The sequence below is a fragment of the Ramlibacter sp. genome (genome assembly GCF_036676645.1).
In the GTDB taxonomy this organism is placed as follows: domain Bacteria; phylum Pseudomonadota; class Gammaproteobacteria; order Burkholderiales; family Burkholderiaceae_C; genus Ramlibacter.
The window spans coordinates 20,100-43,287 of record NZ_JAKFCM010000090.1 but is presented as its reverse complement, the minus strand read 5'-3'; the positions used below and the strand labels follow the sequence as shown (position 1 = coordinate 43,287).

At 70.5% G+C, this 23,188-nt stretch carries 22 protein-coding genes; 12 read left to right on the top strand and 10 right to left on the bottom strand.

Annotation, left to right across the window (positions count from 1 at the left end):
* Window positions 1-11 precede the first annotated feature (11 nt).
* Window positions 12-851, top strand: a complete 840-nt coding sequence (locus tag V6M57_RS13265) for a class III extradiol dioxygenase family protein (protein ID WP_332815470.1) — start codon at window positions 12-14, stop codon at window positions 849-851.
* A 259-nt stretch (window positions 852-1,110) separates the two neighbouring features.
* Here the strand turns inward: V6M57_RS13265 and V6M57_RS13260 are convergent, their stop codons facing one another.
* A complete protein-coding gene (locus V6M57_RS13260) occupies window positions 1,111-1,719 on the bottom strand; it encodes a YqhA family protein (protein WP_332815469.1) in 609 nt (202 codons plus the stop codon).
* 162 nt (window positions 1,720-1,881) lie between these two features.
* Between V6M57_RS13260 and acs the strand changes: the two genes are divergently transcribed.
* The gene (gene acs, locus V6M57_RS13255) at window positions 1,882-3,867 is read left to right on the top strand and encodes an acetate--CoA ligase (RefSeq protein ID WP_332815468.1); all 1,986 of its coding nucleotides are present in this window, start codon (window positions 1,882-1,884) and stop codon (window positions 3,865-3,867) included.
* 177 nt (window positions 3,868-4,044) lie between these two features.
* On the opposite strand, the gene V6M57_RS13250 is transcribed toward acs, so the two are convergent.
* Window positions 4,045-4,350 carry a c-type cytochrome gene (locus tag V6M57_RS13250; RefSeq protein ID WP_332815467.1) on the bottom strand — a complete coding sequence of 102 codons (306 nt, stop codon included), beginning with the start codon at window positions 4,348-4,350 and terminating at the stop codon, window positions 4,045-4,047.
* Window positions 4,351-4,467: 117 nt separating this feature from the next.
* Between V6M57_RS13250 and V6M57_RS13245 the strand changes: the two genes are divergently transcribed.
* The gene (locus V6M57_RS13245) at window positions 4,468-4,710 is read left to right on the top strand and encodes a TIGR04438 family Trp-rich protein (protein WP_332815466.1); all 243 of its coding nucleotides are present in this window, start codon (window positions 4,468-4,470) and stop codon (window positions 4,708-4,710) included.
* Window positions 4,711-4,788: 78 nt separating this feature from the next.
* Here V6M57_RS13245 and V6M57_RS13240 read toward each other — a convergent pair whose 3' ends face one another.
* Both V6M57_RS13240 and ilvD read right to left on the bottom strand, forming a co-directional pair.
* Entirely contained in the window at window positions 4,789-6,285 is a 1,497-nt protein-coding gene (locus tag V6M57_RS13240; protein ID WP_332815465.1) for an FAD-dependent oxidoreductase, read from the bottom strand.
* Window positions 6,286-6,362: 77 nt separating this feature from the next.
* Window positions 6,363-8,057: a dihydroxy-acid dehydratase gene (gene ilvD / locus V6M57_RS13235; protein WP_332815464.1), complete on the bottom strand. Its 1,695-nt coding sequence runs from the start codon at window positions 8,055-8,057 to the stop codon at window positions 6,363-6,365.
* Window positions 8,058-8,178: 121 nt separating this feature from the next.
* Between ilvD and V6M57_RS13230 the strand changes: the two genes are divergently transcribed.
* The 9 genes from V6M57_RS13230 to V6M57_RS13190 all read left to right on the top strand — a co-directional run bounded on the left by V6M57_RS13230 (window position 8,179) and on the right by V6M57_RS13190 (window position 17,161).
* Window positions 8,179-9,099, top strand: coding sequence for a LysR family transcriptional regulator (locus V6M57_RS13230; protein WP_332815463.1), 921 nt, complete (start codon window positions 8,179-8,181; stop codon window positions 9,097-9,099).
* A 22-nt stretch (window positions 9,100-9,121) separates the two neighbouring features.
* On the top strand, window positions 9,122-9,952 hold the full coding sequence (lgt, locus tag V6M57_RS13225) for a prolipoprotein diacylglyceryl transferase (RefSeq protein WP_332815462.1): 831 nt from the start codon (window positions 9,122-9,124) through the stop codon (window positions 9,950-9,952).
* Window positions 9,953-9,978: 26 nt separating this feature from the next.
* A complete protein-coding gene (locus V6M57_RS13220) occupies window positions 9,979-11,298 on the top strand; it encodes a malonyl-CoA decarboxylase (protein ID WP_332815503.1) in 1,320 nt (439 codons plus the stop codon).
* Window positions 11,299-11,327: 29 nt separating this feature from the next.
* Window positions 11,328-11,492, top strand: a complete 165-nt coding sequence (locus V6M57_RS13215) for a hypothetical protein (RefSeq protein ID WP_332815461.1) — start codon at window positions 11,328-11,330, stop codon at window positions 11,490-11,492.
* Between the two features lie 4 nt (window positions 11,493-11,496).
* Window positions 11,497-12,282 carry an enoyl-CoA hydratase/isomerase family protein gene (locus V6M57_RS13210; protein ID WP_332815460.1) on the top strand — a complete coding sequence of 262 codons (786 nt, stop codon included), beginning with the start codon at window positions 11,497-11,499 and terminating at the stop codon, window positions 12,280-12,282.
* 192 nt (window positions 12,283-12,474) lie between these two features.
* Window positions 12,475-13,995, top strand: coding sequence for a malonate--CoA ligase (locus tag V6M57_RS13205; protein WP_332815459.1), 1,521 nt, complete (start codon window positions 12,475-12,477; stop codon window positions 13,993-13,995).
* Window positions 13,996-14,114: 119 nt separating this feature from the next.
* Window positions 14,115-14,582, top strand: a complete 468-nt coding sequence (locus V6M57_RS13200; protein WP_332815458.1) for a DM13 domain-containing protein — start codon at window positions 14,115-14,117, stop codon at window positions 14,580-14,582.
* A 66-nt stretch (window positions 14,583-14,648) separates the two neighbouring features.
* On the top strand, window positions 14,649-15,431 hold the full coding sequence (locus V6M57_RS13195; RefSeq protein WP_332815457.1) for a PaaX family transcriptional regulator C-terminal domain-containing protein: 783 nt from the start codon (window positions 14,649-14,651) through the stop codon (window positions 15,429-15,431).
* Window positions 15,432-15,472: 41 nt separating this feature from the next.
* Window positions 15,473-17,161, top strand: coding sequence for an isovaleryl-CoA dehydrogenase (locus tag V6M57_RS13190; RefSeq protein ID WP_332815456.1), 1,689 nt, complete (start codon window positions 15,473-15,475; stop codon window positions 17,159-17,161).
* Between the two features lie 34 nt (window positions 17,162-17,195).
* On the opposite strand, the gene V6M57_RS13185 is transcribed toward V6M57_RS13190, so the two are convergent.
* From V6M57_RS13185 to V6M57_RS13160, 6 genes are all read right to left on the bottom strand, one after another.
* A complete protein-coding gene (locus tag V6M57_RS13185; RefSeq protein ID WP_332815455.1) occupies window positions 17,196-17,420 on the bottom strand; it encodes a hypothetical protein in 225 nt (74 codons plus the stop codon).
* A gap of 120 nt (window positions 17,421-17,540) precedes the next feature.
* On the bottom strand, window positions 17,541-18,200 hold the full coding sequence (locus tag V6M57_RS13180; protein ID WP_332815454.1) for a DsbA family oxidoreductase: 660 nt from the start codon (window positions 18,198-18,200) through the stop codon (window positions 17,541-17,543).
* 126 nt (window positions 18,201-18,326) lie between these two features.
* On the bottom strand, window positions 18,327-19,409 hold the full coding sequence (locus tag V6M57_RS13175) for a helix-turn-helix transcriptional regulator (RefSeq protein ID WP_332815453.1): 1,083 nt from the start codon (window positions 19,407-19,409) through the stop codon (window positions 18,327-18,329).
* 210 nt (window positions 19,410-19,619) lie between these two features.
* Complete coding sequence (locus V6M57_RS13170) at window positions 19,620-19,838, bottom strand: DUF3079 domain-containing protein (RefSeq protein WP_332815452.1); 219 nt, start codon at window positions 19,836-19,838, stop codon at window positions 19,620-19,622.
* Window positions 19,839-19,989: 151 nt separating this feature from the next.
* Window positions 19,990-21,981 carry an acetyl-CoA carboxylase biotin carboxylase subunit gene (locus tag V6M57_RS13165; RefSeq protein WP_332815451.1) on the bottom strand — a complete coding sequence of 664 codons (1,992 nt, stop codon included), beginning with the start codon at window positions 21,979-21,981 and terminating at the stop codon, window positions 19,990-19,992.
* Window positions 21,982-22,031: 50 nt separating this feature from the next.
* Window positions 22,032-23,186, bottom strand: coding sequence for an acyl-CoA dehydrogenase family protein (locus tag V6M57_RS13160; protein ID WP_332815450.1), 1,155 nt, complete (start codon window positions 23,184-23,186; stop codon window positions 22,032-22,034).
* Between the last annotated feature and the right edge of the window lie 2 nt (window positions 23,187-23,188).

The following is a 23,188-nucleotide window of genomic DNA, read 5'->3' as shown; positions in this document are numbered from 1 at the left end:
AGACACGCAAGATGGCCCGCATCCTCGGTGGCCTCGCCACCTCGCACGTGCCCGCGATCGGCGGCGCAATCGCCAAAGGCCTGCAGCAGCAGCCCTACTGGAAGCCCTTCTTCGACGGCTACGGCCCGGTCCGGCAGTGGCTGGCCGGGGCCAGGCCGGACGTGGCGGTGGTCTTCTACAACGACCACGGGCTGAACTTCTTCCTGGACAAGATGCCGACCTTCGCGGTCGGCGCCGCACCCGAGTACCGCAACGCCGACGAAGGCTGGGGCATCCCCACGCTGCCGCCGTTCCGCGGCGAGCCGGACCTGTCGTGGCACCTGATCGAGCACCTGGTCGAGCGCGAATTCGACATCACCACCTGCCAGGAGATGCTGGTCGACCACGCCGTCACGCTGCCGCTCAAGCTGTTCTGGCCGGAAGGGGACTGCCCGGTCGCGATCGTGCCGGTGTGCATCAACACCGTGCAGTACCCGCTGCCCTCGGCCAGGCGCTGCTATGCGCTGGGGCAGGCGGTGGGCGAGGCGATCCGGTCCTGGGACAGCGACAAGCGGGTGGTCGTCATCGGCACCGGCGGCCTGTCGCACCAGCTCGATGGCGCGCGCGCCGGCTTCATCAACAAGCCCTTCGACCTGAAGTTCATGGACAGCCTGGTGAACGAGCCCGAATGGGCCACCCGGTTCAGCGTCCACGAGCTGGTCGAGAAGACCGGCACGCAGGGGATCGAGCTGCTGATGTGGATCGCCGCCCGCGGGGCGGTGTCGGGGCCGGTGCGCAAGGTGCACTCGAACTACCACATCCCGATCTCGAACACGGCGGCCGGGCTGCTGGCGCTGGAGGCGGTGTCGTAGAAAGCGCGCGGGGGACCCCCGGTTCGTCATCCCGGCGAACGCCGAGACCTATCCTCCGGTCGCGAGTCACGCACGTCGCCCCACCTGTCATCCCGGCGAAGATCCATCCTCCGCATCGGGCACGCACGTGCGTGTCCAGGGAGTCGGAGATGGATTCCGGCTTGCGCCGGAATGACACCCGGGGGGCGTGCGCCGGAATGACATCGCAGGGCGTGCGCCGGCAAGGCCGGAGAACGAGCGCCCCTCGCGGCCGCGTGCCTCAGTGGTGCGCGCCGGCCGCCGCCGCGTTGGCCATGATCTTGTCGGTGTAGGCGATCGCCATGGCCGACAGCAGGAAGGTGATGTGGATCGCCGTCTGGGCGATCAGCACGCGGTCGGTGTAGTTGTCCGCGTTGATGAAGGTCTTGAGCAGGTGGATCGAGCTGATGCCGATGATGGCGGTGGCCAGCTTCACCTTGAGCACCGAGGCGTTCACGTGGCTCAGCCACTCGGGCTGGTCGGGGTGGCCCTCCAGGTTCATGCGGCTGACGAAGGTCTCGTAGCCGCCGACGATCACCATGATCAGCAGGTTGGAGATCATCACCACGTCGATCAGCGCCAGCACCACCAGCATGATCACCGTCTCGTTCAGCGAGGCGATCGGCGCGTCGGCCTTGTAGCCGATGCTGCCCACCAGCTTCTGCAGAGCGTCCTGGCTGCCCCAGGCGGCCTCCAGCAGGTGCACCAGCTCCACCCAGAAATGGAACACGTAGACCGCCTGTGCGGCGATCAACCCCAGGTACAGCGGCAACTGCAGCCAGCGGCTGGCGAAGATCAGGTTCGGCAGGGGGCGCAGCGGGCCGCTGCGCAGCGGGTTGCGTTGGGGCATTGTGGTCTTTTGGGTGATGCGAAAGGCGGGCCGGCATTGTAGTTTTGCCCCATGACAGCTCCGCGGCTTCGCGGTAGCTTGTAAGCTCGCGGCAGTCAGTGGCCTGTAAGTGGTCCGTATGACAGTGCCCGCCATCTTTCAACCAACCCCGGAGACAAGAGCATGAGCGCCATCGAATCGGTCCTCGTCGAGAACCGCGTCTTTCCCCCCACAGAAGCGTCGATGCGCGGCGCCCGCATCTCCGGCATGGCCGCCTACGAGGCCCTGTTCAGGCAGGCCGAACAGGATTTCGAGGGCTTCTGGGCCAGGCTGGCGCGCGACAACATGGTGTGGACCAAGCCGTTCACCCGGACGCTGAACGAATCGGAGGCGCCGTTCTACAAGTGGTTCGAGGACGGCGAGCTCAACGCCAGCGCCAACTGCCTGGACAAGCACGTGGGCACCCCGGTGGAGAACAAGACCGCCGTCATCTTCGAGGCCGACGACGGCACGGTCACGAAGTACACCTACAAGGATCTCCTGCTGCGCGTCAGCCGCTTCGCCAACGCGCTGAAGGCGCAGGGCATCCAGAAGGGCGACCGCGTGCTCATCTACATGCCCATGACGGTGGAAGGGCTCATCGCCATGCAGGCCTGCGCCCGCATCGGCGCTACCCACAGCGTGGTGTTCGGCGGCTTCTCGGCCAAGGCGGTGAACGAACGCATCATCGACGCCGGCGCGGTGGCCGTGATCACCGCCAACTACCAGATGCGCGGCGGCAAGGAGATGCCGCTCAAGGCCATCGTCGACGAGGGCATCGCCATGGGCGGCTGCGAGACGATCAAGTCGGTGCTGGTGTACATGCGCACGCCGACCGCCTGCAACATGGTGGCGGGCCGCGACAAGACTTTCGACCAGGCGATCCAGGGCCAGTCCGACCAGTGCCCGCCGGTGTCGGTGGGCGCCGAGCATCCGCTGTTCGTGCTGTACACCTCCGGCTCGACCGGCAAGCCCAAGGGGGTCCAGCACTCCACGGCGGGCTTCGTGCTGTGGTCCAAGCTCACCATGGACTGGGTGTTCGACATCCGGCCCGACGACGTGTTCTGGTGCACCGCCGACATCGGCTGGGTCACCGGCCACAGCTACGTGGTCTATGGACCGCTGGCAGCCGGCTGCACCCAGGTGATGTTCGAGGGCATCCCGACGTACCCGAACGCCGGGCGCTTCTGGCAGATGATCGAGCGCCACAAGGTCAGCGTGTTCTACACGGCGCCCACGGCCATCCGGTCGCTGATCAAGGCGGCCGAGAGCGATCCCAAGGTGCATCCGAGGAACTGGAACCTGTCCTCGCTGCGCATCCTGGGCAGCGTGGGCGAGCCGATCAACCCGGAAGCCTGGATGTGGTACTACAAGAACGTCGGCGGCGAGCGTTGCCCGGTGATCGACACCTGGTGGCAGACCGAGACCGGCGGCCACGTCATCTCGCCGCTGCCGGGTGCCACGCCGCTGGTGCCCGGTTCGTGCACGCTGCCGCTGCCGGGCATCATGGCCGCGGTGGTCGACGAGACCGGCAAGGAACTGCCGCACGGCTCGGGCGGCATGCTGGTGATCAAGCGGCCCTGGCCGGCGATGATCCGCACCATCTGGGGCGACCCCGACCGCTTCCGCAAGACCTACTTCCCCGAGGAAATGGGCGGGCGCACCTACCTGGCCGGCGACGGCGCGGTGCGCGACAAGGAGCGCGGCTACTTCCGTGTCACCGGCCGCATCGACGACGTGCTGAACGTCTCGGGCCACCGCCTGGGCACCATGGAGGTGGAGTCGGCGCTGGTCGCCAAGACCGACCTGGTGGCCGAAGCCGCCGTGGTGGCGCGCCCCGACGAGCTGACCGGCGAGGCGATCTGCGCCTTCGTCGTGCTCAAGCGGCCCCGCCCGAAGGGCGAGGAGGCCAAGCGGATCGCCAACGAGCTGCGCAACTGGGTGGCCAAGGAGATCGGCCCGATCGCCAAGCCCAAGGACATCCGCTTCGGCGAGAACCTGCCCAAGACCCGCAGCGGCAAGATCATGCGGCGCCTGCTGCGGTCGATCGCCAAAGGCGAGGCGATCACGCAGGACACGACGACGCTGGAGAACCCTGCGATCCTGGAGCAGCTGGCAGAGAAGAACTGAAAACGCCGTTTCCGGCAAAGCGGGAGCAGCGCTGTGTCATGCCGGGCTGGACCCGGCATCCACGAATGCGCGCAGGCGTCGATCGTGGATCCCGGCTTTCGCTTCGCTCGCCGGGATGACCTGAACAGAGCAAAAAGAAAAGCCCGCGAAAGCGGGCTTTTCTTCTTGCGGTTCAGGTCACTTCAAGGTCAGGACCCAGGCGGCGAGCTTCTTGGCTTCCGCCTCGCTGACCTGCGTGTTGGCCGGCATGGGCACGGGGCCCCAGACACCGGAGCCACCCTTCTGGATCTTGACGGCGAGCTTGTCGACGGCGTCCTTCTGGCCGGCGTACTTGCTGGCGACGTCCTTGTACGACGGGCCGACCAGCTTCTTGTCCACGGCATGGCAGGCCATGCAGTTCTTGGCCTGGGCCAGCGCCTGGTCGGCGAAAGCCGGACCGGCCACGGCGACCATGGCAGCGAGGGCGAACAAGGCACGTTTCATCGGGCGATCCTCTGTGTGTGGTTGGGTTACAGTGCTCAACGCCATTGTACCGACAGCGGTTGACCCTTCCGGGTTCCCAGTGACGCGGGAAAGACCGGGTTTTTGCGGAGAGAAGTGATGTTGTTCCTCGGTCTCGGGATCGTGTTGCTGGCCCTCAAGTACCTGGCGATCGGGCCGGTGGCCGAATGGCCCTGGTGGGCGGTGCTGGCCCCGTTCGGCCTGGCCGCGGCCTGGTGGACCTGGGCCGACTGGTCGGGCTACACGAAGAAGAAGGCCGTGCAGCGGGAGAACGCAAGGCGCCAGGCCCGCATCGACAGGAGCCGCGAGAACCTGGGCATGGCGCCGCGCCGCAAACGCTGACGATCCCGCGCAAGTCTGGCGTCGGCGCTGCGTGCGACCCGCTACGGCCTGGCCGACCCCATTTCCCTTTCAGCGGACTCAGCCCAGCGCCAGTTGCCTGCGCTTGAGCGGCGCCAGCGCCGGCCCCTCGATCACGGTCCCGTCCGGGCGGAACCGGCTGCCGTGGCAGGGGCAGTCCCAGCTGGTCTCCACGCTGTTCCAGCGCACCTTGCAGCCCAGGTGCGTGCACACGGGCGAGACGGCGAACAGTTCGCCGTCCGGGGCGCGCCAGGCCGCGAATGCCTCGCCTTCCGCCTCCACGATCGCGCTGTCGCCGGGCGCCAGGCTGGCCAGGTGTTCCTGCTGGCCGTGCGTGAGATAGCCCTGCACCAGCGTCCGGACGGTGGTGGCGTTCTCCTCCAGCAGCGCCCTGGCGCCCTTGGCCGGCGTGAAGCGCCCCGGCGAGCAGCGGTCGATGAAGGCGTCGGCCCGGCCCGCCAGCTGCGCCGCGATGCCCTGCGCCGCCACCGTGCCCCAGGTCAGCCCGTCGGTGGCGAAGCCGCTGGCGATGAAGCAGCCGGAGCGGTCGCGCCCGATGTAGGGCAGGCCGTCATGGGACCGGTAGTTCTGCGCCGACCATCGATGCACGGGCTTGCCGGGGTTCAGGTAGCTGTTGGCCATGGCCTGCACCGCCATCAGCGCCGCCTTGGCGTTGTGCGTGCCGACCTTGTGCGCGGGGCCGACCACCACCAGGTAGCGGCGCCCCTCGTGCTCGTGCATGCGGATCGACAGGCTCTCGTCGCCCTGCCACCAGAAGATGCCGGCGCCGGGGTCCACGTCGCCGGCTTCGAAGGCCAGGGCGTATTCGCGGTGCACCGGCATCTCGGCCTGGACGAGGTGCACGCCCTTGGGCGAATGCGTGGCCAGCACGATCTCGGCGGCCTTGACGGTCCCGCTGGCGGTGGTCGCGGTGCGGGCCCTGGCGTCCAGCTCCAGCACGCGCGATTGCTCGTGCAGCGAAACGCCGGACTCCGCCGCCTGCGCAGCCAGGCCGCGCAGGTAGGCCTGGGGCTGGAACTGCGCCTGGTCGGCCAGTACGAGCACCGGACCCGATGGCGGAGGCAGGCCGCCCGGCAGCGCGTGCTCCAGGGCGACCGCGCAGCCGGCCCTGGCCAGCGCCTGGTGCTCCTTCTCGATGGACGGCTGGTCCTGCGCGAAGCGGGCGTACTGGTGGTGCCGGCAGCGCGTGAACGCGGCGCCCGGCAGGCTCCTGCACCGCTGCTCGATGAAGTCGATGGCCGCGCCGCGCCGGTCGACCACCTCCCGGGCCACCGATTCGTCCCATGACGAGGCGATCGCCGACAAGCCCAGGCTGGTGGTGACGTAGAGGTTGCCGGTGGAATGCCCGGTGGTGCCGCTGCCGATCTCCCCGGCCTCCAGCAGGACCACCTGGCGGCCCTGCCCGGCCAGCAGCAGGGCCGTGGTCACGCCGGTGATGCCACCGCCCACCACCAGCACGTCGCAGGACCGGTCGCCCTGCAGCATCGCGTAGCCGGGGCCGGGCGCGGTGGCGCGCCACACCGAGGTGGTGTCCATGGGGGTCTCCTGTGGGGAGCCCCCATGCTAGGAAGCGGCCGTGCCGCCGGGTGTAGGACGGCGGCGACGAAAGCCGATCAGAACAGGTCGAGCACCGCGCCCTTGCTGGCGCTCGCCGCATTGAACGCGAACTTGGCCTGCACGCCGCGCGTGTAGCGCGGCGCCGGCGCCTTCCACGTCGCGCGCCGCCTGGCCAGTTCCTCGTCGGACACGTTCACCTGCAGCAGCAGCTGGTGCGCGTCGATGGTGATGGAGTCGCCTTCCTGCACCAGCGCGATGTTGCCGCCGGCCGCCGCTTCCGGCGCCACGTGGCCGACCACCATGCCCCAGGTGCCGCCGGAGAACCGGCCGTCGGTGATCAGGCCCACGCTCTCGCCCAGGCCGGCGCCGATCAGCGCGCCGGTGGGCGCCAGCATCTCCGGCATGCCGGGGCCGCCCTTGGGTCCGAGGTAGCGCAGCACCATCACGTCGCCGGCCTTGATCTTGCCGTCCAGGATGGCCTGCAGCGCCGACTGCTCGTCGTCGAACACGCGCGCCGGGCCGGTGATCACCGGGTTCTTCAGGCCGGTGATCTTGGCGACCGAGCCTTCCGGCGACAGGTTGCCCTTGAGGATGGCCAGGTGGCCCTGCCTGTACAGCGCCTTGTCGATCGTCCGGATCACGCTCTGGTCGGCGCGCGGCTGGTCGGGGATGTCCTTGAGCACCTCGGCGATGGTCTGGCCGGTGATGGTGATGCAGTCGCCGTGCAGCAGGCCCGCATTGAGCAGGATCTTCATCACCTGCGGGATGCCGCCGGCCTGGTGCAGGTCCACCGCCAGGTACTGGCCCGAGGGCTTGAGGTCGCAGATGACCGGAGTCTTCTGGCGCACCCGCTCGAAGTCGTCGATGGTCCACTCCACGCCGGCCGCATGCGCGATCGCCAGGAAGTGCAGCACTGCGTTGGTGGAGCCGCCGATGGCCATGATCACCGCCACCGCGTTCTCGATCGACTTGCGCGTGACGATGTCGCGCGGCTTGATGTCCTTGCGGATGGCCTCGATCAGGACCTTGGCCGACTCCTTCGCCGAGTTCTGCTTCTCGTCGTGCGGGTTGGCCATGGTGGACGAGAAGGGCAGCGAGATGCCCAGCGCCTCGAAGGCGGAGGACATGGTGTTGGCGGTGTACATGCCGCCGCACGAGCCGGTGCCGGGAATCGCGTGCTGCTCGATGCACTTGAGCTCATGGTCGCTGATCTTGCCGGCGGCGTTCTGGCCCACCGCCTCGAACACGCTGACGATGTTCAGGTCCTGGCCCTTCCACTTGCCCGGCAGGATGGTGCCGCCATAGACGTAGATGGCCGGCACGTTGGCGCGCAGCATGCCCATCAGGCCGCCCGGCATGTTCTTGTCGCAGCCGCCGATCACGACCACGCCGTCCATCCACTGGCCCTGCACGCAGGTCTCCACGCAGTCGGCGATGACCTCGCGGCTGACCAGCGAGTACTTCATGCCTTCGGTGCCCATCGCCATGCCGTCGCTGATGGTCGGCGTGCCGAACACCTGGGGATTGCCGCCCGCCTCGACGATGCCCTGCACGGCCGCGTCGGCCAGCTTCTGCAGGCCGCTGTTGCAGGGCGTGATGGTGCTGTGGCCGTTGGCCACGCCGACCATCGGCTTGCCGAAGTCGGTTTCCTTGTAGCCCATGCCGTAGTACATGGAGCGGTTGGGTGCGCGGGACTTGCCCTGGGTGATGTGGTCGCTGCGCAGGTGCAGGCGGATGGGTTGCTCGGCCATGGGGTCTCCGGAAGGAAGGGGCAGTGAGCGGCATGCGGGCCGCCCGTGCAACCCGCAAGTATGCGGTCCGACGCTTATTCGTTCCAATCCATTTTCAGTGGCTCATTGATATGCTTGGCATATGAAAGAACCCGTCATCGAACTGCGCCTGTGGCGCCAGTTCGTCGCCGTCGCCGAAACGCTGCACTTCGGGCGGGCGGCCGCCCGGCTGCACATGACGCAGCCGCCGCTGACCCAGGCGATCGCCCAGCTCGAGCGGCTGCTGGACGTGCGGCTGTTCGACCGCACGCGCCGCAGCGTGCAGCTGACCGAAGCCGGCGAAGCGCTGTGGCCCCAGGCCGTGGCGCTGCTGGAGCGGGCGCGCGCGCTGCCGGCCGTGGCACGGTCGGCGGCCGAAGGCGAAGCCGGCCACCTGCGGCTGGCCTTCGTGTCCACCGTCGGCTTCACCTTCTTGCCCCGCTGGGTCCAGGCGTATCGCGACGAGCACCCGCGCACCCGGCTGGACCTGGTCGAGGCCACCGCCGACGTGCAGCTGCCCGCCATCGCCGGCGGCGAGGTCGACGCAGGGTTCCTGCTGCACTCGCCGGGCTTCGCCCCGGCCGGCCTGGAGCACCTGCGCATCGCCCAGGAGCCGCTGGTGCTGGCCATTCCCGAGTCGCACCCGCTGGCCGTGGCGCGCAGCCTTCCGCTGTCGCGCGTGCTGGCCGAGCCGCTGGTGCTGTTCCCGCGCCGCATCCTGCCCTCGCTGCACGACGCGCTGTTCGGCCTGTACCACGCATCCGGGCGCGAGCCGGTGGTGGCGCAGGAGGCGATCCAGATGCAGACCATCGTCAACCTGGTCTCGGCCGGGCTGGGGCTGGCCTGGGTGCCCGAGAGCGTGCGGCAGTTCCAGCGCGCCGGCGTCGTCTACCGGGCCATCGGCGGCGCCGCCGCCCGCCAGGTGCCGCGCTGCGAGACCAGCCTGGCGTGGCGCCCCGGCCCCGGTGCCGCACTGTCGCGTTTCATCGCGTTCGCGCGCGCGCAGGTCGCGGCGGGGGGCTGAGGCCTGCGGGCACAATGGCCGGATGCTGATGTACCCGAAGATCGATCCGGTCGCGCTGCAGATCGGCCCGCTGGCCGTGCACTGGTACGGCTTGACCTACCTGGCTGCGTTCGGACTGTTCTACTTCCTGGCCACGCGACGCCTGCGGCACCCGCCCTTCGCGTCGCTGCAGGGCGCCGGGGCCTGGAGCCGGCGCGACATCGAGGACATGCTGTTCCTGGGCGTGCTGGGCGTGATCGCCGGCGGGCGGCTCGGCTACTGCCTGTTCTACAAGCCGGCGTACTACGCGGCCCACCCGCTGGAGATCTTCTTCATCTGGCAGGGCGGCATGAGCTTCCATGGCGGCATGCTGGGCGTGATCGCGTCGCAATGGTGGTTCGCGCGTTCGCGCGGCAAGCCGTTCTGGCAGGTGATGGACTTCGTCGCGCCCTGCGTGCCCCTGGGGCTGGCCGCCGGCCGCGTCGGCAACTTCATCAACGGGGAGCTGTGGGGCCGCTTCGCGGACCCGTCGCTGCCCTGGGGCATGGTGTTCCCGCACAGCGGCTCGATGGCGCCGCGCCACCCGTCGCAGGTCTACCAGTTCCTGCTGGAAGGGGTGCTGCTGTTCGTGCTGCTGTGGCTGTACGCGCGCAAGGAGCGGCGCGAGGCCCAGGTCTCGGCCATGTTCCTGATCGGCTATGGCGTGTTCCGCTTCATCGCGGAGTTCTTCCGCGAACCCGACGCGTACCTGATGTGGCTGAAGGACCAGACCGGCCTGAGCATGGGCCAGTGGCTGTGCGTGCCGATGATCGCCTTCGGCATCGGGTTGTGGCTGTGGGCGCAGCGGCGCCCGCGCGCCGGAGTGCCGGCGTGAAGGCGAGCGACTGGATCAGCCGCGGCATGGCCGCGCTGCGGCCGGGGCTGGACACGCCGGCGCCGGCCTCGGCCACCGCGCCGCGCTCGACCGGCGAGCGCCTGAAGGCCACGCTGCGGCGCCATCCCGAGGCGCTGTCGCCGCGTGCGCTGCGCCGCGTGCTCTCCGAGCTGCAGGCCGTGGTCGATCCGCGCGTGAGCGAGGTGGAGGGCGCGCGGCTCGCCCGCGCTTTCGCGGACTGGTACGCCAAAGCCCCGGCGGACGAGCGGCGCGACTGCTGGCTGCTGGTGAGCGAGCAGTTCGCGCCCGACGCGGCCCAGGTCAAGGCGGCGCGCGAGCAGTACGAGGCGGCGCTCGGCACACCCGAGGAGGCGCAGGCCGAGATCCGGCTGCGGCGCGCCTTCATGTCGCCGCGCACCCGCCTGCTGCAACGCTTCGCCGGCTATCCCGAGGGCATGCGCTTCCTGGTCGACCTGCGCGCGCAGCTGCTGCCGCAACTGAAGTCGGACCGCCGCCTGCTGCCGCTGGATGCGGAACTGGAGGGGCTGTTCTCGACCTGGTTCGACGTCGGCTTCCTGGAACTGCAGCGCATCAGCTGGGACTCGCCCGCCTCGCTGGTGGAAAAGCTCATCCAGTACGAGGCGGTGCACGACATCCGCAGCTGGGCCGACGTGAAGAACCGGCTCGACAGCGACCGGCGCTGCTACGGCTTCTTCCACCCGCGCCTGCCGGGCGAGCCGCTGATCTTCGTCGAGGTGGCGCTGATGGACCGCATGGCGGACAGCATCACGCCCCTGCTGGACGAAGCCGGGCCGCCTTCCGACCTGGTGCGCGCCACGACGGCGATCTTCTATTCGATCAGCAACACCCAGCCCGGGCTGCGCGGCGTGAGCTTCGGCGACTCCCTGATCAAGCGGGTGGTGGAGACGCTCAAGGCCGAGTTCCCGCGGCTGAAGACCTTCGCCACGCTCTCGCCCATCCCCAGCCTGCGCGCCTGGATGAACAAGCGCGCGCCGGCCGAACTGATGGCGGCGCTGGACGACCCGCTCGCACTGGGTCCCAAGTCGCCGCAGCGCGCGCAGCTGCTGGCCTGGGCCGGGCGCTACCTGGCCCGCGAGATGGACAGGGGCCGGCCGTGCGACCCGGTCGCGCGCTTCCACCTGGGCAACGGCGCGCGCGTGGAAAGGCTCAACTGGGCGGCGGATCCCTCGCCCAAGGGCCTGAAGCAGTCGTTCGGCCTGATGGTGAACTACCTGTACGACCTGAAGCGGCTGGACAAGCACCGGGCCATGCTGGCGCGCGGAGAAATCCCGATAGCGGGTGCCATCGAGGACCTGTACGGTTGAGGTCCGCAAAGGCCATCGGAGTCCGGTTCATGCAGTTCCTTCCCATGCGGCGCCGCGCCGTGCTGCGCGCAGCCGCGGCCGCCGCCGTCAGCCCCGCGGCCTGCAAGGCCCGCCAGCGGCCCGGCAAAGCCGGGTCCGCGGTGGCACTGGATGGGTTCTCGCAACTGCGGGCGATGAGCGCCATGGGGACCTGACGCCTTGCCAGGACGGATCCAGCTCGAATCGCAAGGCCCGGTCGCCCGGGTGCTGCTGTCGCACCCGGGCAAGCTCAATGCCATGTCGCGCGCGATGTGGCGCCAGCTGCGCGCCATCTTCCAGCAGCTGCAGCAGGACGCCTCGGTGCGCTGCGTGGTGGTGCAGGGCGAGGGCGGTGCCTTCTGCGCCGGTGGCGACATTTCCGAGTACGCCGGATTCCGCTTCGCCGAGTCCTCGCTGCGCGACTTCCACGAGCAGGACGTGTGGGGCGCGCTGCAGGCCCTGCTGGACTGCGACGTACCGGTCCTGGCGTGCATCGCCGGTGCCTGCATGGGGGCCGGCATGGAGATCGCCAGTTGCTGCGACATCCGGCTGGCGGCCGGCGACGCCAGCTTCGGCGCGCCGATCGCCCGCCTCGGGTTCCCGATGGCACCGAGGGAGGCGGCGCTGGTGGCGCGCGCGGCGGGCGAAGGCACGGCACGGCAGATGCTGCTCGAAGCCGCCGCATTCGACGCCGCGGAGATGAAGGCCAGGGGGTTCCTGCAGCACCTGGTGCCGCCGGCGGAGCTGGCCGCGCGCTGCGACACGCTGGCCGCCCGCATCGCGGCGCTGGCCCCGCAAGCCGCCCGCCTGAACAAGCGCACCCTGCGGGCGCTGCGCGAGCAGCACGATCCCGAGCGGGCCGCCGCCGCAGCGGCCGAACTCGCGGCCGCCTACCGCTATGCTCCCTCTGCCGAGCATCGCGAGGGCGTGGCGGCGTTCCTGGACAAGCGCAAACCTGTCTTTTGACGCAAGCCTGTCTCTTGACGCAAGCCTGTCCCTTGGCCTTCTTCCGCGCTCCCGTGTCATCCCGGCGAAAGCCGGGATCCATCTCCCGCCGACGGGCTTGCGCACGGCGGCTGCAGGGGCTTCGGGAGATGGATTGCGGGGCAAGGCCCGCAATGACAACGGGCTTGGGCTGAATCGAACCGGAGTCAACGAATGACCAACGAAAACCTCTTCGCCGCCCTGCGCGCGGCCTTCCCGGACGACCTCGATGCCATCGCCATCGAGACCGACGACGAGCTGGCCTACAGCTGGCGCGACCTGGATCGCGGCACGGCCATGATCGCCAACCTGCTGGTATCCCTGCAGCTGCCGGAAGGCTCGCGCATCGCGGTGCAGGTGGAGAAATCGGTCGAGGCCATGATGCTGTACCTGGCCACGCTGCGCGCCGGCTACGTGTTCCTGCCGCTCAACACCGCCTACCAGAGCGCCGAGATCGAGTACTTCGTCGGCAACGCGGAGCCCGCCGTGGTGGTCTGCACGCCGAAGAACTTCGGCTGGGTGAGCAAGATCGCCTTCCAGGCCGGCACGCAGAACGTCTTCACGCTCGGCGACGACCGCACCGGTTCGCTGCTGGACCGCGCCGCCCAGCACGCCGACCGACACGAGCCGGCCGTGAAGCGCGCCGACGACCTGGCGGCCATCATCTACACCAGCGGCACCACCGGGCGCAGCAAGGGCGCGATGCTCACGCACGGCAACCTGCTGTCCAACGCCCGGGTGCTCAAGGATTACTGGGGCTGGACGCCGGGCGACGTGCTGGTGCACGCGCTGCCGATCTTCCACGTGCACGGCCTGTTCGTCGCCATCCATGGCGCGCTGCTCAATGGCAGCAGGATGATCTGGTTCGCGAAGTTCGACCCGAAGAAGGTGATCGCGGCGCTGCCGCGCGCCAGCGTGTTCATGGGCGTGCCGACGCTGTACGTGCGGATGCTGGCCGAGCCGGGGCTCGACCGCCAGGCGGCAGGGCACATGCGCCTGTTCATCTCCGGCTCGGCGCCGCTGCTGATCGAGACCTTCAACGAATGGCGCGAGCGCACCGGCCACACGATCCTGGAGCGCTACGGCATGAGCGAAACCATCATGCTGACCTCCAACCCCTACGATGGCGGCGAGCGGCGCGGCGGCACGGTCGGCTTTCCCTTGCCGGGCGTGGGCCTGCGGGTGGTGGCGGACGACGGCCGCGAAGTGGCCACGGGCGGGATCGGCGGCATCCAGGTGCGCGGACCCAACGTGTTCAAGGGCTACTGGCGCATGCCGGAGAAAACCGCCGAGGAATTCACCGCCGACGGCTGGTTCAAAACGGGCGACGTGGGCCGCATCGACGAGCGCGGCTACGTCACCATCGTCGGCCGCAGCAAGGACCTGATCATCAGCGGCGGCTACAACGTCTACCCGGCCGAGGTGGAAGGCTTCATGAACGAGCTGCCCGGCGTGGCCGAGAGCGCGCTGGTCGGCGTGCCGCACCCGGATTTCGGCGAGGTCGGCGTGGCGGTGGTGATTCCCAGGCCCGGCGCCAGGCTCGATGCGGACCGCATCGTCGCCACCCTGAAGGCGCAACTGGCGAACTTCAAGATCCCCAAGCGCTGCTTCGTGGCGCAGGAGCTGCCGCGCAACACCATGGGCAAGGTGCAGAAGAACCTGCTGCGCGAGCAGTACAAGGGGCTGTTCTCGTAGGCGGCGCGCACGGCTGAGCGGGCGCGGGCCCAGGGGCTCGCCAGGGCGCAGGTCCCGCTTGGATCAGGGGCTGCACCCCGGTAGAGTGCGGACACTGCCATTCCGACGGGGCCGGCGCCATGAAGAAGCTCCTGCTGCTCGTGTCGCACGCCGCGGTGTTCGCCGTCGGCTTTGCGCTCGGCATCTACCTGCTGCCGGTGCTCACCGCCCCCCGGGCGCCGTCCTCGTCCGAAGTCGCGGCGGCGGCGCGGCAAGCCAGCTACTCCGGGCAGTTCCGCCGCGACCTTGCGGACAGCGACCTGCTGCACTGGGGCGAGGGGACGGTGTCGGTCGGGCCGCGCAGCATCGCGCTGGCGGGCAAGCTGGCGCCCGGGCCGGACTACAAGCTCTACCTGTCGCCGGAGTTCGTCGAAACGGAGGCGGACTTCGCGCGCGTGAAGCCGAGGATGGTCCGGATCGGCGACGTGCGCACCTTCGAGAACTTCGTGGTGCCGGTGCCCGAGTCGGTCGACGTGTCGCAGTACGACACGGTGATCGTCTGGTGCGAGTCCTTCAGCCAGTTCATCAGTTCCGCGCGCTACCGGTAAGCCCGCCCCGGCCCCGCGTTCATTACGCGTTTTGACGATTCCTGCACGGACAAGTAACATCCGCCCATGTCCCCCGGCGCGCGCCGCCTCATCCTGAACCTGCTGCTCGGCGCCGGCGGCGCGCCCCTGAGCGCGCGGCAGGCGGTGGCGTCCTGCGCCCTGTTCGGCATCCGGGAAAACAGCGCCCGCGTCGCCCTGGCCCGGCTGGCTTCGGCCGGGCTGATCGTGGCCGAGGGCCGCGGCAACTACGTGCTGGGGCCGCCGGCGGAAGCGCTGGCCGCCGACGTCGCGCAATGGCGCCAGGCCGAGCAGCGCGTGGGCGACTGGCAGGGCGGCTGGATCGCCGTCCACGTCGCCGGCCTGGGCCGCAGCGACCGCAAGGCCTTGCGGGCGCGCGAGCGCGCGCTGGGCCTGCTGGGGCTGGCTGAGCTCGAGCGCGGCCTGTACCTGCGCCCGGACAACCTGGCCCAGGGCGCGGCCGGGGTGCGAGAGCGGCTCGACAAGCTGGGCCTGGGCCCCGACATCGCCGTCTTCGTGGCCCGCGACTTCGACGCGGCCCGCGAGCGGCAGGCGCGGCGGCTGTGGGACGGCGCCGCGCTCAACCGCCGCTACCGCAAGACCCGCCAGCGCCTGTCCGAGTGGCTGGCCCGCTCGCCCGGCCTGGAGCCGGAGGCCGCTGCGCGCGAGGCGTTCCTGCTGGGCCACGAAGCGATCCGCGAACTCGTGTTCGACCCGCTGCTGCCCGACCCGCTGGTGGACGTGCGGGCCCGCCGCGCCTTCACCGACACCGTGATCCGCTTCGACGCCGCCGGCCAGGCCCTCTGGCAGCGATTCCTGGCGGCTGCCTGATCGCCGCCAACGGTCCATCATCCCTTCCCAGGAGACCCGCCATGAACGCCCCCGAACCCTTCGCGCAACACGCCTGGCTCGCCGACACCCACGAGGTGATCAATGTGTCGACCGAGCTCGCCGACTACGACATGTACACCCAGGACAAGGCCCTGGTCGAGGCGGTCCGGCGCGAAGGCGCCGGCTGGGCGCACGAGGACCTCACCGCCTTCGGCCGGCTCACGGGATCGGCCGAGTACCTGGACCTGGGCGCGCAGGCCAACCGCTTCGGGCCGGAACTGGACACGCACGACCGTTTCGGCAACCGGGTCGACCTGGTGCGCTTCCATCCGGCCTACCACCGGTTCATGAAGACGGCGATCGAGCACGGGCTGCACTCGTCGCCCTGGGCCGACCCCAAGCCCGGTGCCCACGTCGCGCGCGCCGCCCACGTCTACCTGCAGACCCAGGCCGAGGCCGGCCACGGCTGCCCGATCGCCATGACCTTCGCGGCGGTGCCCTCGCTGCGCAGCACGCCGGCGCTGGCCGCGCTGTGGGAGCCGAAGATCACCGCCCGCCACTACGACCCGCGCAACGTGCCGGACAGCCAGAAGGCGGGCCTGACCATCGGCATGGCCATGACCGAGAAGCAGGGCGGCTCGGACGTGCGCGCCAACACCACGCGCGCCTACCCCCTGGGCGCGGGCGGCGAGGGCCAGGCCTACGAGCTGGTCGGCCACAAGTACTTCGTCTCGGCCCCGATGTGCGACGCCTTCCTGGTGCTGGCGCAGGCCCCCGGCGGCCTGACCTGCTTCCTGGTGCCGCGCTGGCGGCCCGACGGCAGCAAGAACCCGCTGCAGGTGCTGCGCCTGAAGCGCAAGATGGGCAACGTGTCCAACGCCTCCAGCGAGACCGAGCTGCGCGGCGCGCTGGGCTGGATGGTGGGCGAGGAGGGCCGGGGTGCGCGCACCATCATCGAGATGGTCGCGATGACGCGCTTCGAGTGCATGGTGGGCTCCTCGGCCGGCCAGCGCCAGGCCGTGTCGCAGGCGCTGCACCACTGCAGCGTGCGTTCGGCCTTCGGCCGCGTGCTCAACCAGCAGCCGCTGATGCGCAACGTGCTGGCCGACATGGCGCTGGAGCAGGAAGGCTCGCTGGCGCTGACCCTGCGCATCGGCCGCGCGTTGGATCATCGCGACGATCCGCACGAGGACCTGCTGGTGCGCCTGTGCACGGCCGTGGGCAAGTACTGGATCTGCAAGCGCACGCCCCACCTGGTCTACGAGGCGATGGAGTGCGTCGGCGGCAGCGGCGTCATGGAGGACAGCCCGTTCCCGCGCCTGTTCCGCGAATCGCCGGTCAACGCCATCTGGGAGGGCAGCGGCAACATCCAGTGCCTGGACGTGCTGCGGGCCATGCAGAAGACGCCCGGCGTGGTGGACGCGTACTTCGCCGAGGTCGGAAAGGCGCGCGGCGCCAGCGCGGCGCTCGACCGATGGGTCGACGGCATCCAGGGCCTGCTCCAGGACCCGGCCGACGCCGAATACCGGGCGCGCGACCTGGTCGACCGCATGGCGCTGGGCATCCAGGCGGCGCTGCTGGTGCAGCATGCGCCGGCCGCCGTGGCCGACGCGTTCTGCGCCTCGCGCCTGGCCGATGGCGGCCACCGCAACTACGGCACCCTGCCGCGCGGCGTGGACGTGGGGGCGCTGATCGAACGCGCGACCCCGCGCGTGGAAACGATGGGCTGAAAAAAGAGGCGCGCAGCGCCCCGAGCCTTGCAGCTCAGGCGACGGCCGGTGTCGTGGCGTCGTTGCCGGCGGTCCCCAGTTCACGCAGCGAGCGCCAGGTGGCCATCGAGACGATCTGTTCGGTCTGGTCGGCCGGATGCACGACCCGGCCTTCATCGCGGGTGGCGTACCAGCCGGCGGCGAACAGGCCGCGCGCTTGCGCGTTCAACTCGCTGGGGACCGGGCGCGGGCCGGAGTCAGGCTGCAGCAGGGTTTCCATGCGCGCAACTTAGCCGCCGCCGGCCGGCTGGCTGCCAGCGCTCGGGCTGATCTGCTGTCGGCGGCGTCCCACAGCGGGGGGCGGCTGCCGGCCCGGCGATCGGCGGCCGACCCGCGGCGGCTATGCGGTGGCGGGCTGGGAGGCGATCTGGCGCAGCGCCTGCTCGAACACCTCGGGCGGCTGCCCACCCTGGATCAGGTGCCGGTCGTTGACGATCACCGAAGGCACGGCACGGATCCCCTGCCGCGCGTAGAAGCCCTGCTGCTCGCGCACCTCGCGGGCGAATTCATCGCCCGCCAGGATGGCGCTGGCCCGGCTGCGGTCGAGACCGGCCGCTTCCACGGTCTCGAGCAGCACCGCCGGATCGGAGACGTTGCGCGCCTGCGTGAAGTAGGCGCGCAGCAGCGCCTTCTTGAGTGCCAGCTGTGCCTGCGGCGACTGGGTGCCGGCCCAGTGCAGCAGGCGATGCGCGTCGAAGGTGTTCCAGACGCGGCCGCGGCCTTCCTTGCGGAACTCGAAGCCCACCGCGGCCCCGCGCTCGCGCAGCGCCGCCCAGGTGTCCGCCTGCTGCTGCGCCGTGGAGCCGTACTTCTGGCTCAGGTGCTCGGTGATGTCCTGGCCCTCGGGGCCCATCTGCGGATTCAGCTCGAAGGGCTGGAAGTGCAGCTCGGCCTGCACTTCGTCGCCGAGCTGGCGCAGCGCCCCCTCGAGCGAAGCCAGCCCGACGGCGCACCAGGGACAGGCCACGTCGGAGACGATGTCGATCTTGAGCGGGGTCATGGGGGCATGGTAGCGGCGCGGCAGGAACCCCGCTCGCGGCCGGGCCGCGTGCGAGGTGGGCCCGATCGGCCGGCGATGCGCCGTCGCCCGGGGTCGCGGGCAGGCGAGGAGGGTCCGGCTGTCGCGCTACGGAAGCTCGTCGTGGCGATGCACCAGGCTGCCGACGATCTGGACCACTTCGGCCTGCCGCCGCACCTGCAGCTTCTGCAGCACCGACTTGAGCTGGGTCCGGACCGTATGCAGGCTCACGTCGCGGGCATCGGCCAGCTCGGCCAGGGACTGCCCGGCGGCCAGCGAGCTGGCCAGCTCGGCTTCGGCGCGGGTCAGCCCATACAGCTCCCGCAAGGCGCCGGCCGGGGTACCGCCCCTCGGCTGCCGCTTGATGAACAGCGCCAGGCGCCGCGATCCGGCGACGTCGTCGGGCAGCCGGACCAGGGCGGCGTGCAGGGCCTGGCCGCCCTTGCCCTCGAGGCGAAGGTACTCGGTGCGCGAGCGCGCCAGCTGCACATCGGTCCGGGCCAGCGCACGGAACTGCTCGCTGTGCGCGCCCGAGGCGAATTCGAGCCGGCCGCGCACGATGCGCAGGGCCTCCTGGGTGCCCAGCAGCACGCCTGCGCAGGCATTCATGTGGACCACCCGCCCGTCATGCTGGAGCAGCACCACGCCCTGGTCGAGCTCGTCCATGGCATGCAGCATCGCGCGCGCCCGCGACAGCTGCTGCTGCGCGCCCAGCGCGCCCTGGAAATGCGGCGCGACCGTCTCGAGCAGGCGCTTCTCCCGATCGCCGAAGCGCTGGCCGCCCTCGGGCCGCACGAAGCTGACCTTGGTGCGCGAGTGCGCGTCGTCATGGATGATCCCGCCCACCACGTAGAACACTTCGACGTGGCGCAGCCAGCCGCTCCAGTACTCGGTCTGCTTGAGGCGTTCGTCGGGGTACAGCATCGACGAAGTGAACACGGCGCCGGGCACCATGGCGTCGCTGGCGGCCCAGACGTTGCAGCCCACGTAGTGCCCGAAGTAACGCTCCAGCACCTCGGGGGCGAAGCCGTCGTTGGACAGCACGGCGGAACTGCCCGTGCCCGGGTCCTTGGACAGCTGGTAGGTCAGGTGGCCGGTCGCGCCGAGCTGCCGGCAGACGTCGGCCATGACGTCGTTCCAGCTGGATTGCCCGCAACCCGCGTCATAGATTCGGGGGACCAGGTCGATCACTGCACAGCCTTCCGGATTGCTTGCTTCCTGTCACGAATGATGCGGATGAACCGGCCCGATCGCAACAGGAATCCGAGCGCCGGTTGGTCTTCCCGGCGCACGCGGGGCGCACGCACAACAGCTTGCGGATTGTCGCCGGTCAACCCGGGCGCGATCGGCCGGGGATATCGGAACCGGCGCCCAGGGCCCGCGGGGCCTGCGCCGGCAGACTCAGGCCTTGGCCGGCTCGGGCTTGTCCGGCTCGACCGGGAAGGCCTCGAAGGGGTCCAGGCCCAAGGCGGCCCAGTCCTCGCCGAACAGCTCGACCGGATGCTGCGTGCGGTCCGATCCGTTGCCGCAGGCCATGTCGTGCGACGGGCAGTACCGGTCGCAGCCCCAGCAGGTGCGCTCGGGGTGGGCAGGGTGGATGGGAAACCTCTTGGTAGCCATGGCGGTGGCGGCTGGGTCGCTGATGCCATGGTGCGGCCGGGCGGAGCGCCTGGTCTTGATCTTCCGCAAGGGGGTGCCGATTCGGGACCCGGTGCGACCGGCCCGTCCTACCCGGCCGTGTCCCAGCAGGCCTCCCAGAGCTGCTCCAGGGTCATGCGGGGCTCCCCGGGGGCGGGCCTGCTTCGCCGGCTCCCCCGCCCGGCGTGTGGCCGGGGGGCCTGATTTCCGCCAGCAGGTGGCCGGCCGGCACCTGCTCGCCGACGCCGGCCAGCACCGCCTGCACGGTGCCGGCGATCGGCGCCGCGTGCACGTGTTCCATCTTCATCGCTTCCAGCACCAGCAGGGGCTGCCCCGCCTCCACGGCCTGGCCGGCTTCAACCCGCACCGCCACGACGCGGCCGTTCAGGGCGGCTCGCACCCGGCCGTCGGTGGCGGTGGCGCCGCCGCGCCGCAGCGGCTCGCGCGTGCGGTCGAGCACCCGGTGCGGCTCCCCGCCCAAATGCAGCCACAGGCCGTCCCGGGTGCTGGCGAAGGCGACGTGCTCCTGCACGCCGTCGACCGCCACGCGGGCGCTTCCGGCTTCCAGCGCGACCAGTTCCAGTTCGTGCTGCCCGTCGCCGGAGCGGATGCCGAAGCGGCCGGGCGAAGTCTGCGCCACCTGGGCCTGCACGGGCGTGCCGTCGAGATCGAAGCGCAGCCGGAGGGCCAGCGCAGGCGCCGGCCGCTGCGGGCGGCGCGGCGGATCGGCCACCAGCAGCCAGGCGGCCACGGTGCGCGCGCGGGCGTCACCGGACGCGGCCAGCAGCTGCGGCTCATGCGCACCGATGAAGGCGGTCGTGGCCTCGCCGGCCACGAAAGCCGGGTGCCGCAGGCAGCGCGCCAGGAAGGCCTGGTTGGTGGGCACGCCCAGGGCCACCAGCTCCTGCAGTCCGCGCAGCAGCTTGCGGCGTGCCTCCTCGCGGGTGCCGCCGTGCGCGACCAGCCTGGCGATCATGGAGTCGTACCAGGGCGGCACGGCGCTGCCGTCGGCCAGCGCGTGCTCGACGCGCAGCCCCGGCGGCGGCTGCCAGCGCAGCAGCGTGCCACTTTGCGGCAGGAAGCCGCGGGCCGGATCTTCCGCGCACAGGCGCACCTCGATGGCGTGGCCCTGGAAGCGGATGTCCTGCTGCCGCAAGGGCAGCAGCTCGCCGGCGGCCACCCGCAGCTGCCACTCCACCAGGTCCAGCCCGGTGACCGCTTCGGTCACCGGGTGCTCCACCTGCAGCCGGGTGTTCATCTCCATGAACCAGAAGCGGCCGCCGGCGTCCAGCAGGAACTCCAGCGTGCCGGCGCCTTCGTAGCCGATGGCCCTGGCAGCGGCGACGGCCGCCGCACCCATGCGTTCGCGCAGCGCCGCGCCGACCGCCGGCGAAGGCGCTTCCTCGATCAGCTTCTGGTGGCGCCGCTGCACCGAGCAGTCGCGCTCGCCCAGGTGCACCACCTGCCCGTGCCGGTCGGCGAACACCTGGATCTCGACGTGGCGCGCCGATTCGATCGCGCGCTCCAGCAGCACGGTGGCGTCGCCGAAGGCATGCTGCGCTTCCGATTGCGCGCTGCGCAGCAGGTCCGGGAATTCGCCGGCCGAACGCGCCAGCCGCATGCCGCGACCGCCGCCCCCGGCCGTGGCCTTGATCATCACCGGCCAGCCGATGCGACCGGCTTCCTGCAACAGGCGCTCGCCGGCCTGGTCTTCGCCCTCGTAGCCCGGAATGCAGGGGACGCCGGCCGCGGCCATGCGGCGCTTGGCCGCGGCCTTGTCGCCCATGGCGCGGATCGCCGCCGGCGGTGGGCCGATGAACGCCAGCCCGGCATCGATGCAGGCCTGGGCGAAGCGGTCGTTCTCGGCGAGGAAGCCGTAACCGGGGTGGACGGCGTCGGCGCCCGTCCTGCGCGCGGCCTCGAGCAGCGCCTGCACGTCGAGGTACGACTGCGCCGGCGCCGGCTCGCCGATGCACACCGCCTCGTCGGCCGCCGCCACGTGCGGCGATTGCGCATCGGCCGTCGAATACACCGCGACCGTGCGGTAACCCAGGCGGTGCGCCGTGCGGATGATCCGCAGCGCGATCTCGCCGCGGTTGGCGATGAGGATCTTCTGGAAGCTCATTTCGCCATCGTTTCGGCGCAGATGCCGGATCGCCGACCTCGGCCCATTCATCAGCCGTTCTTCGGGAAAGTGCCCATGAACTTCGCCAGGATCTGCAGCATGACCTCGTCGGCGCCGGCGCCTATCGAGACCAGCCGCAGGTCGCGGAACAGCCGCGAGATCGGCGCCTCGTCGGTGTAGCCCATGCCGCCCCAGAACTGCAGGCAACCGTCGGCGACCTCGCGCACCACGCGGCCGGCCTTCAGCTTGGCCATGGTCGCGAGGCGGGTGGCATCCTCGCCGCGCACCAGCATCTCCACGCCGGACCAGGCCAGCGCGTGCAGGGCTTCCACCTCGGTCTGCAGCTCGGCCAGCCGGAAGTGCACCCACTGGTGGTCCAGCACGGAGCGGCCGAACACCTGGCGCCCGGCGGTGTAGGCGATGGTTTCGCGGATCGCCCGCCGCGCGCCGCCGCAGGCGTTGAGCGCGCTCCACAGCCGCTCGTGCTGGAACTGCTCCATCTGGTACATGAAGCCCATGCCTTCCTCGCCGATGCGGTGGCGCTGGGGCACGCGCACGTCGTCGAAATGGAGCTGCGCCGTGTCCGACGCGTGCATGCCCATCTTGCGGATCTTCCTGGCCACCGTGATGCCGGGCGTGTCCATGGGCACCACGATCAGCGACTTGTTGCGGTGGGCCGCGCCGTCGGAGGTGTTGGCCAGCAGGCAGCAGAAGTCGGCCTGGGTGCCGTTGGTCGTCCACATCTTGCCGCCGTTGATCACGTAGTCGCCGCCGTCCCTGCGCGCGGTGGTCCTGATCGAGGCCACGTCGGAGCCGCTGCCGACCTCCGAGACGCCCAGGCAGCCGACCATCTCGCCCGCGATCGCCGGCGCCAGGAACTCGCTGCGCAGCCCGGGGCTGCCGTGCCGGGCCAGTGCGGGCGTGCACATGTCGGTCTGCACCCCGATCGCCATGGGCACGCCGCCGCAGTGGATCTCGGCCAGCGTTTCCGCCAGCACGGCGGCGTACGACCAGTCGAGCGCCGAGCCGCCGTTCTCCTGCGGCTTGGTCAGGCCCAGCAGGCCCAACTCGCCCATCTGCCGGAAGACCTGGTGGGCGGGGAAGGTCTCCTCGCGCTCCCACTGGTCCACGTGCGGGTTCACCTGCTCGGCGATCCAGCGCTGGATGGTGCTGCGCAGTTGCTCGTGTTCGTGCGTCAGTTGCATGG

What these genes read in the sequence shown, in the direction of transcription:
- V6M57_RS13215 (WP_332815461.1), top strand. Translation starts at nt 11,328, where the DNA reads ATGCAGTTCCTTCCCATGCGGCGCCGCGCCGTGCTGCGCGCAGCCGCG.
- V6M57_RS13240 (WP_332815465.1), bottom strand. Translation starts at nt 6,285, where the DNA reads ATGGACACCACCTCGGTGTGGCGCGCCACCGCGCCCGGCCCCGGCTAC.
- V6M57_RS13165 (WP_332815451.1), bottom strand. Translation starts at nt 21,981, where the DNA reads ATGAGCTTCCAGAAGATCCTCATCGCCAACCGCGGCGAGATCGCGCTG.
- acs (WP_332815468.1), top strand. Translation starts at nt 1,882, where the DNA reads ATGAGCGCCATCGAATCGGTCCTCGTCGAGAACCGCGTCTTTCCCCCC.
- V6M57_RS13190 (WP_332815456.1), top strand. Translation starts at nt 15,473, where the DNA reads ATGAACGCCCCCGAACCCTTCGCGCAACACGCCTGGCTCGCCGACACC.
- V6M57_RS13160 (WP_332815450.1), bottom strand. Translation starts at nt 23,186, where the DNA reads ATGCAACTGACGCACGAACACGAGCAACTGCGCAGCACCATCCAGCGC.
- V6M57_RS13195 (WP_332815457.1), top strand. Translation starts at nt 14,649, where the DNA reads ATGTCCCCCGGCGCGCGCCGCCTCATCCTGAACCTGCTGCTCGGCGCC.
- lgt (WP_332815462.1), top strand. Translation starts at nt 9,122, where the DNA reads ATGCTGATGTACCCGAAGATCGATCCGGTCGCGCTGCAGATCGGCCCG.
- V6M57_RS13250 (WP_332815467.1), bottom strand. Translation starts at nt 4,350, where the DNA reads ATGAAACGTGCCTTGTTCGCCCTCGCTGCCATGGTCGCCGTGGCCGGT.
- V6M57_RS13230 (WP_332815463.1), top strand. Translation starts at nt 8,179, where the DNA reads ATGAAAGAACCCGTCATCGAACTGCGCCTGTGGCGCCAGTTCGTCGCC.
- V6M57_RS13170 (WP_332815452.1), bottom strand. Translation starts at nt 19,838, where the DNA reads ATGGCTACCAAGAGGTTTCCCATCCACCCTGCCCACCCCGAGCGCACC.
- V6M57_RS13200 (WP_332815458.1), top strand. Translation starts at nt 14,115, where the DNA reads ATGAAGAAGCTCCTGCTGCTCGTGTCGCACGCCGCGGTGTTCGCCGTC.
- ilvD (WP_332815464.1), bottom strand. Translation starts at nt 8,057, where the DNA reads ATGGCCGAGCAACCCATCCGCCTGCACCTGCGCAGCGACCACATCACC.
- V6M57_RS13185 (WP_332815455.1), bottom strand. Translation starts at nt 17,420, where the DNA reads ATGGAAACCCTGCTGCAGCCTGACTCCGGCCCGCGCCCGGTCCCCAGC.
- V6M57_RS13180 (WP_332815454.1), bottom strand. Translation starts at nt 18,200, where the DNA reads ATGACCCCGCTCAAGATCGACATCGTCTCCGACGTGGCCTGTCCCTGG.
- V6M57_RS13265 (WP_332815470.1), top strand. Translation starts at nt 12, where the DNA reads ATGGCCCGCATCCTCGGTGGCCTCGCCACCTCGCACGTGCCCGCGATC.
- V6M57_RS13260 (WP_332815469.1), bottom strand. Translation starts at nt 1,719, where the DNA reads ATGCCCCAACGCAACCCGCTGCGCAGCGGCCCGCTGCGCCCCCTGCCG.
- V6M57_RS13220 (WP_332815503.1), top strand. Translation starts at nt 9,979, where the DNA reads ATGGCCGCGCTGCGGCCGGGGCTGGACACGCCGGCGCCGGCCTCGGCC.
- V6M57_RS13205 (WP_332815459.1), top strand. Translation starts at nt 12,475, where the DNA reads ATGACCAACGAAAACCTCTTCGCCGCCCTGCGCGCGGCCTTCCCGGAC.
- V6M57_RS13245 (WP_332815466.1), top strand. Translation starts at nt 4,468, where the DNA reads ATGTTGTTCCTCGGTCTCGGGATCGTGTTGCTGGCCCTCAAGTACCTG.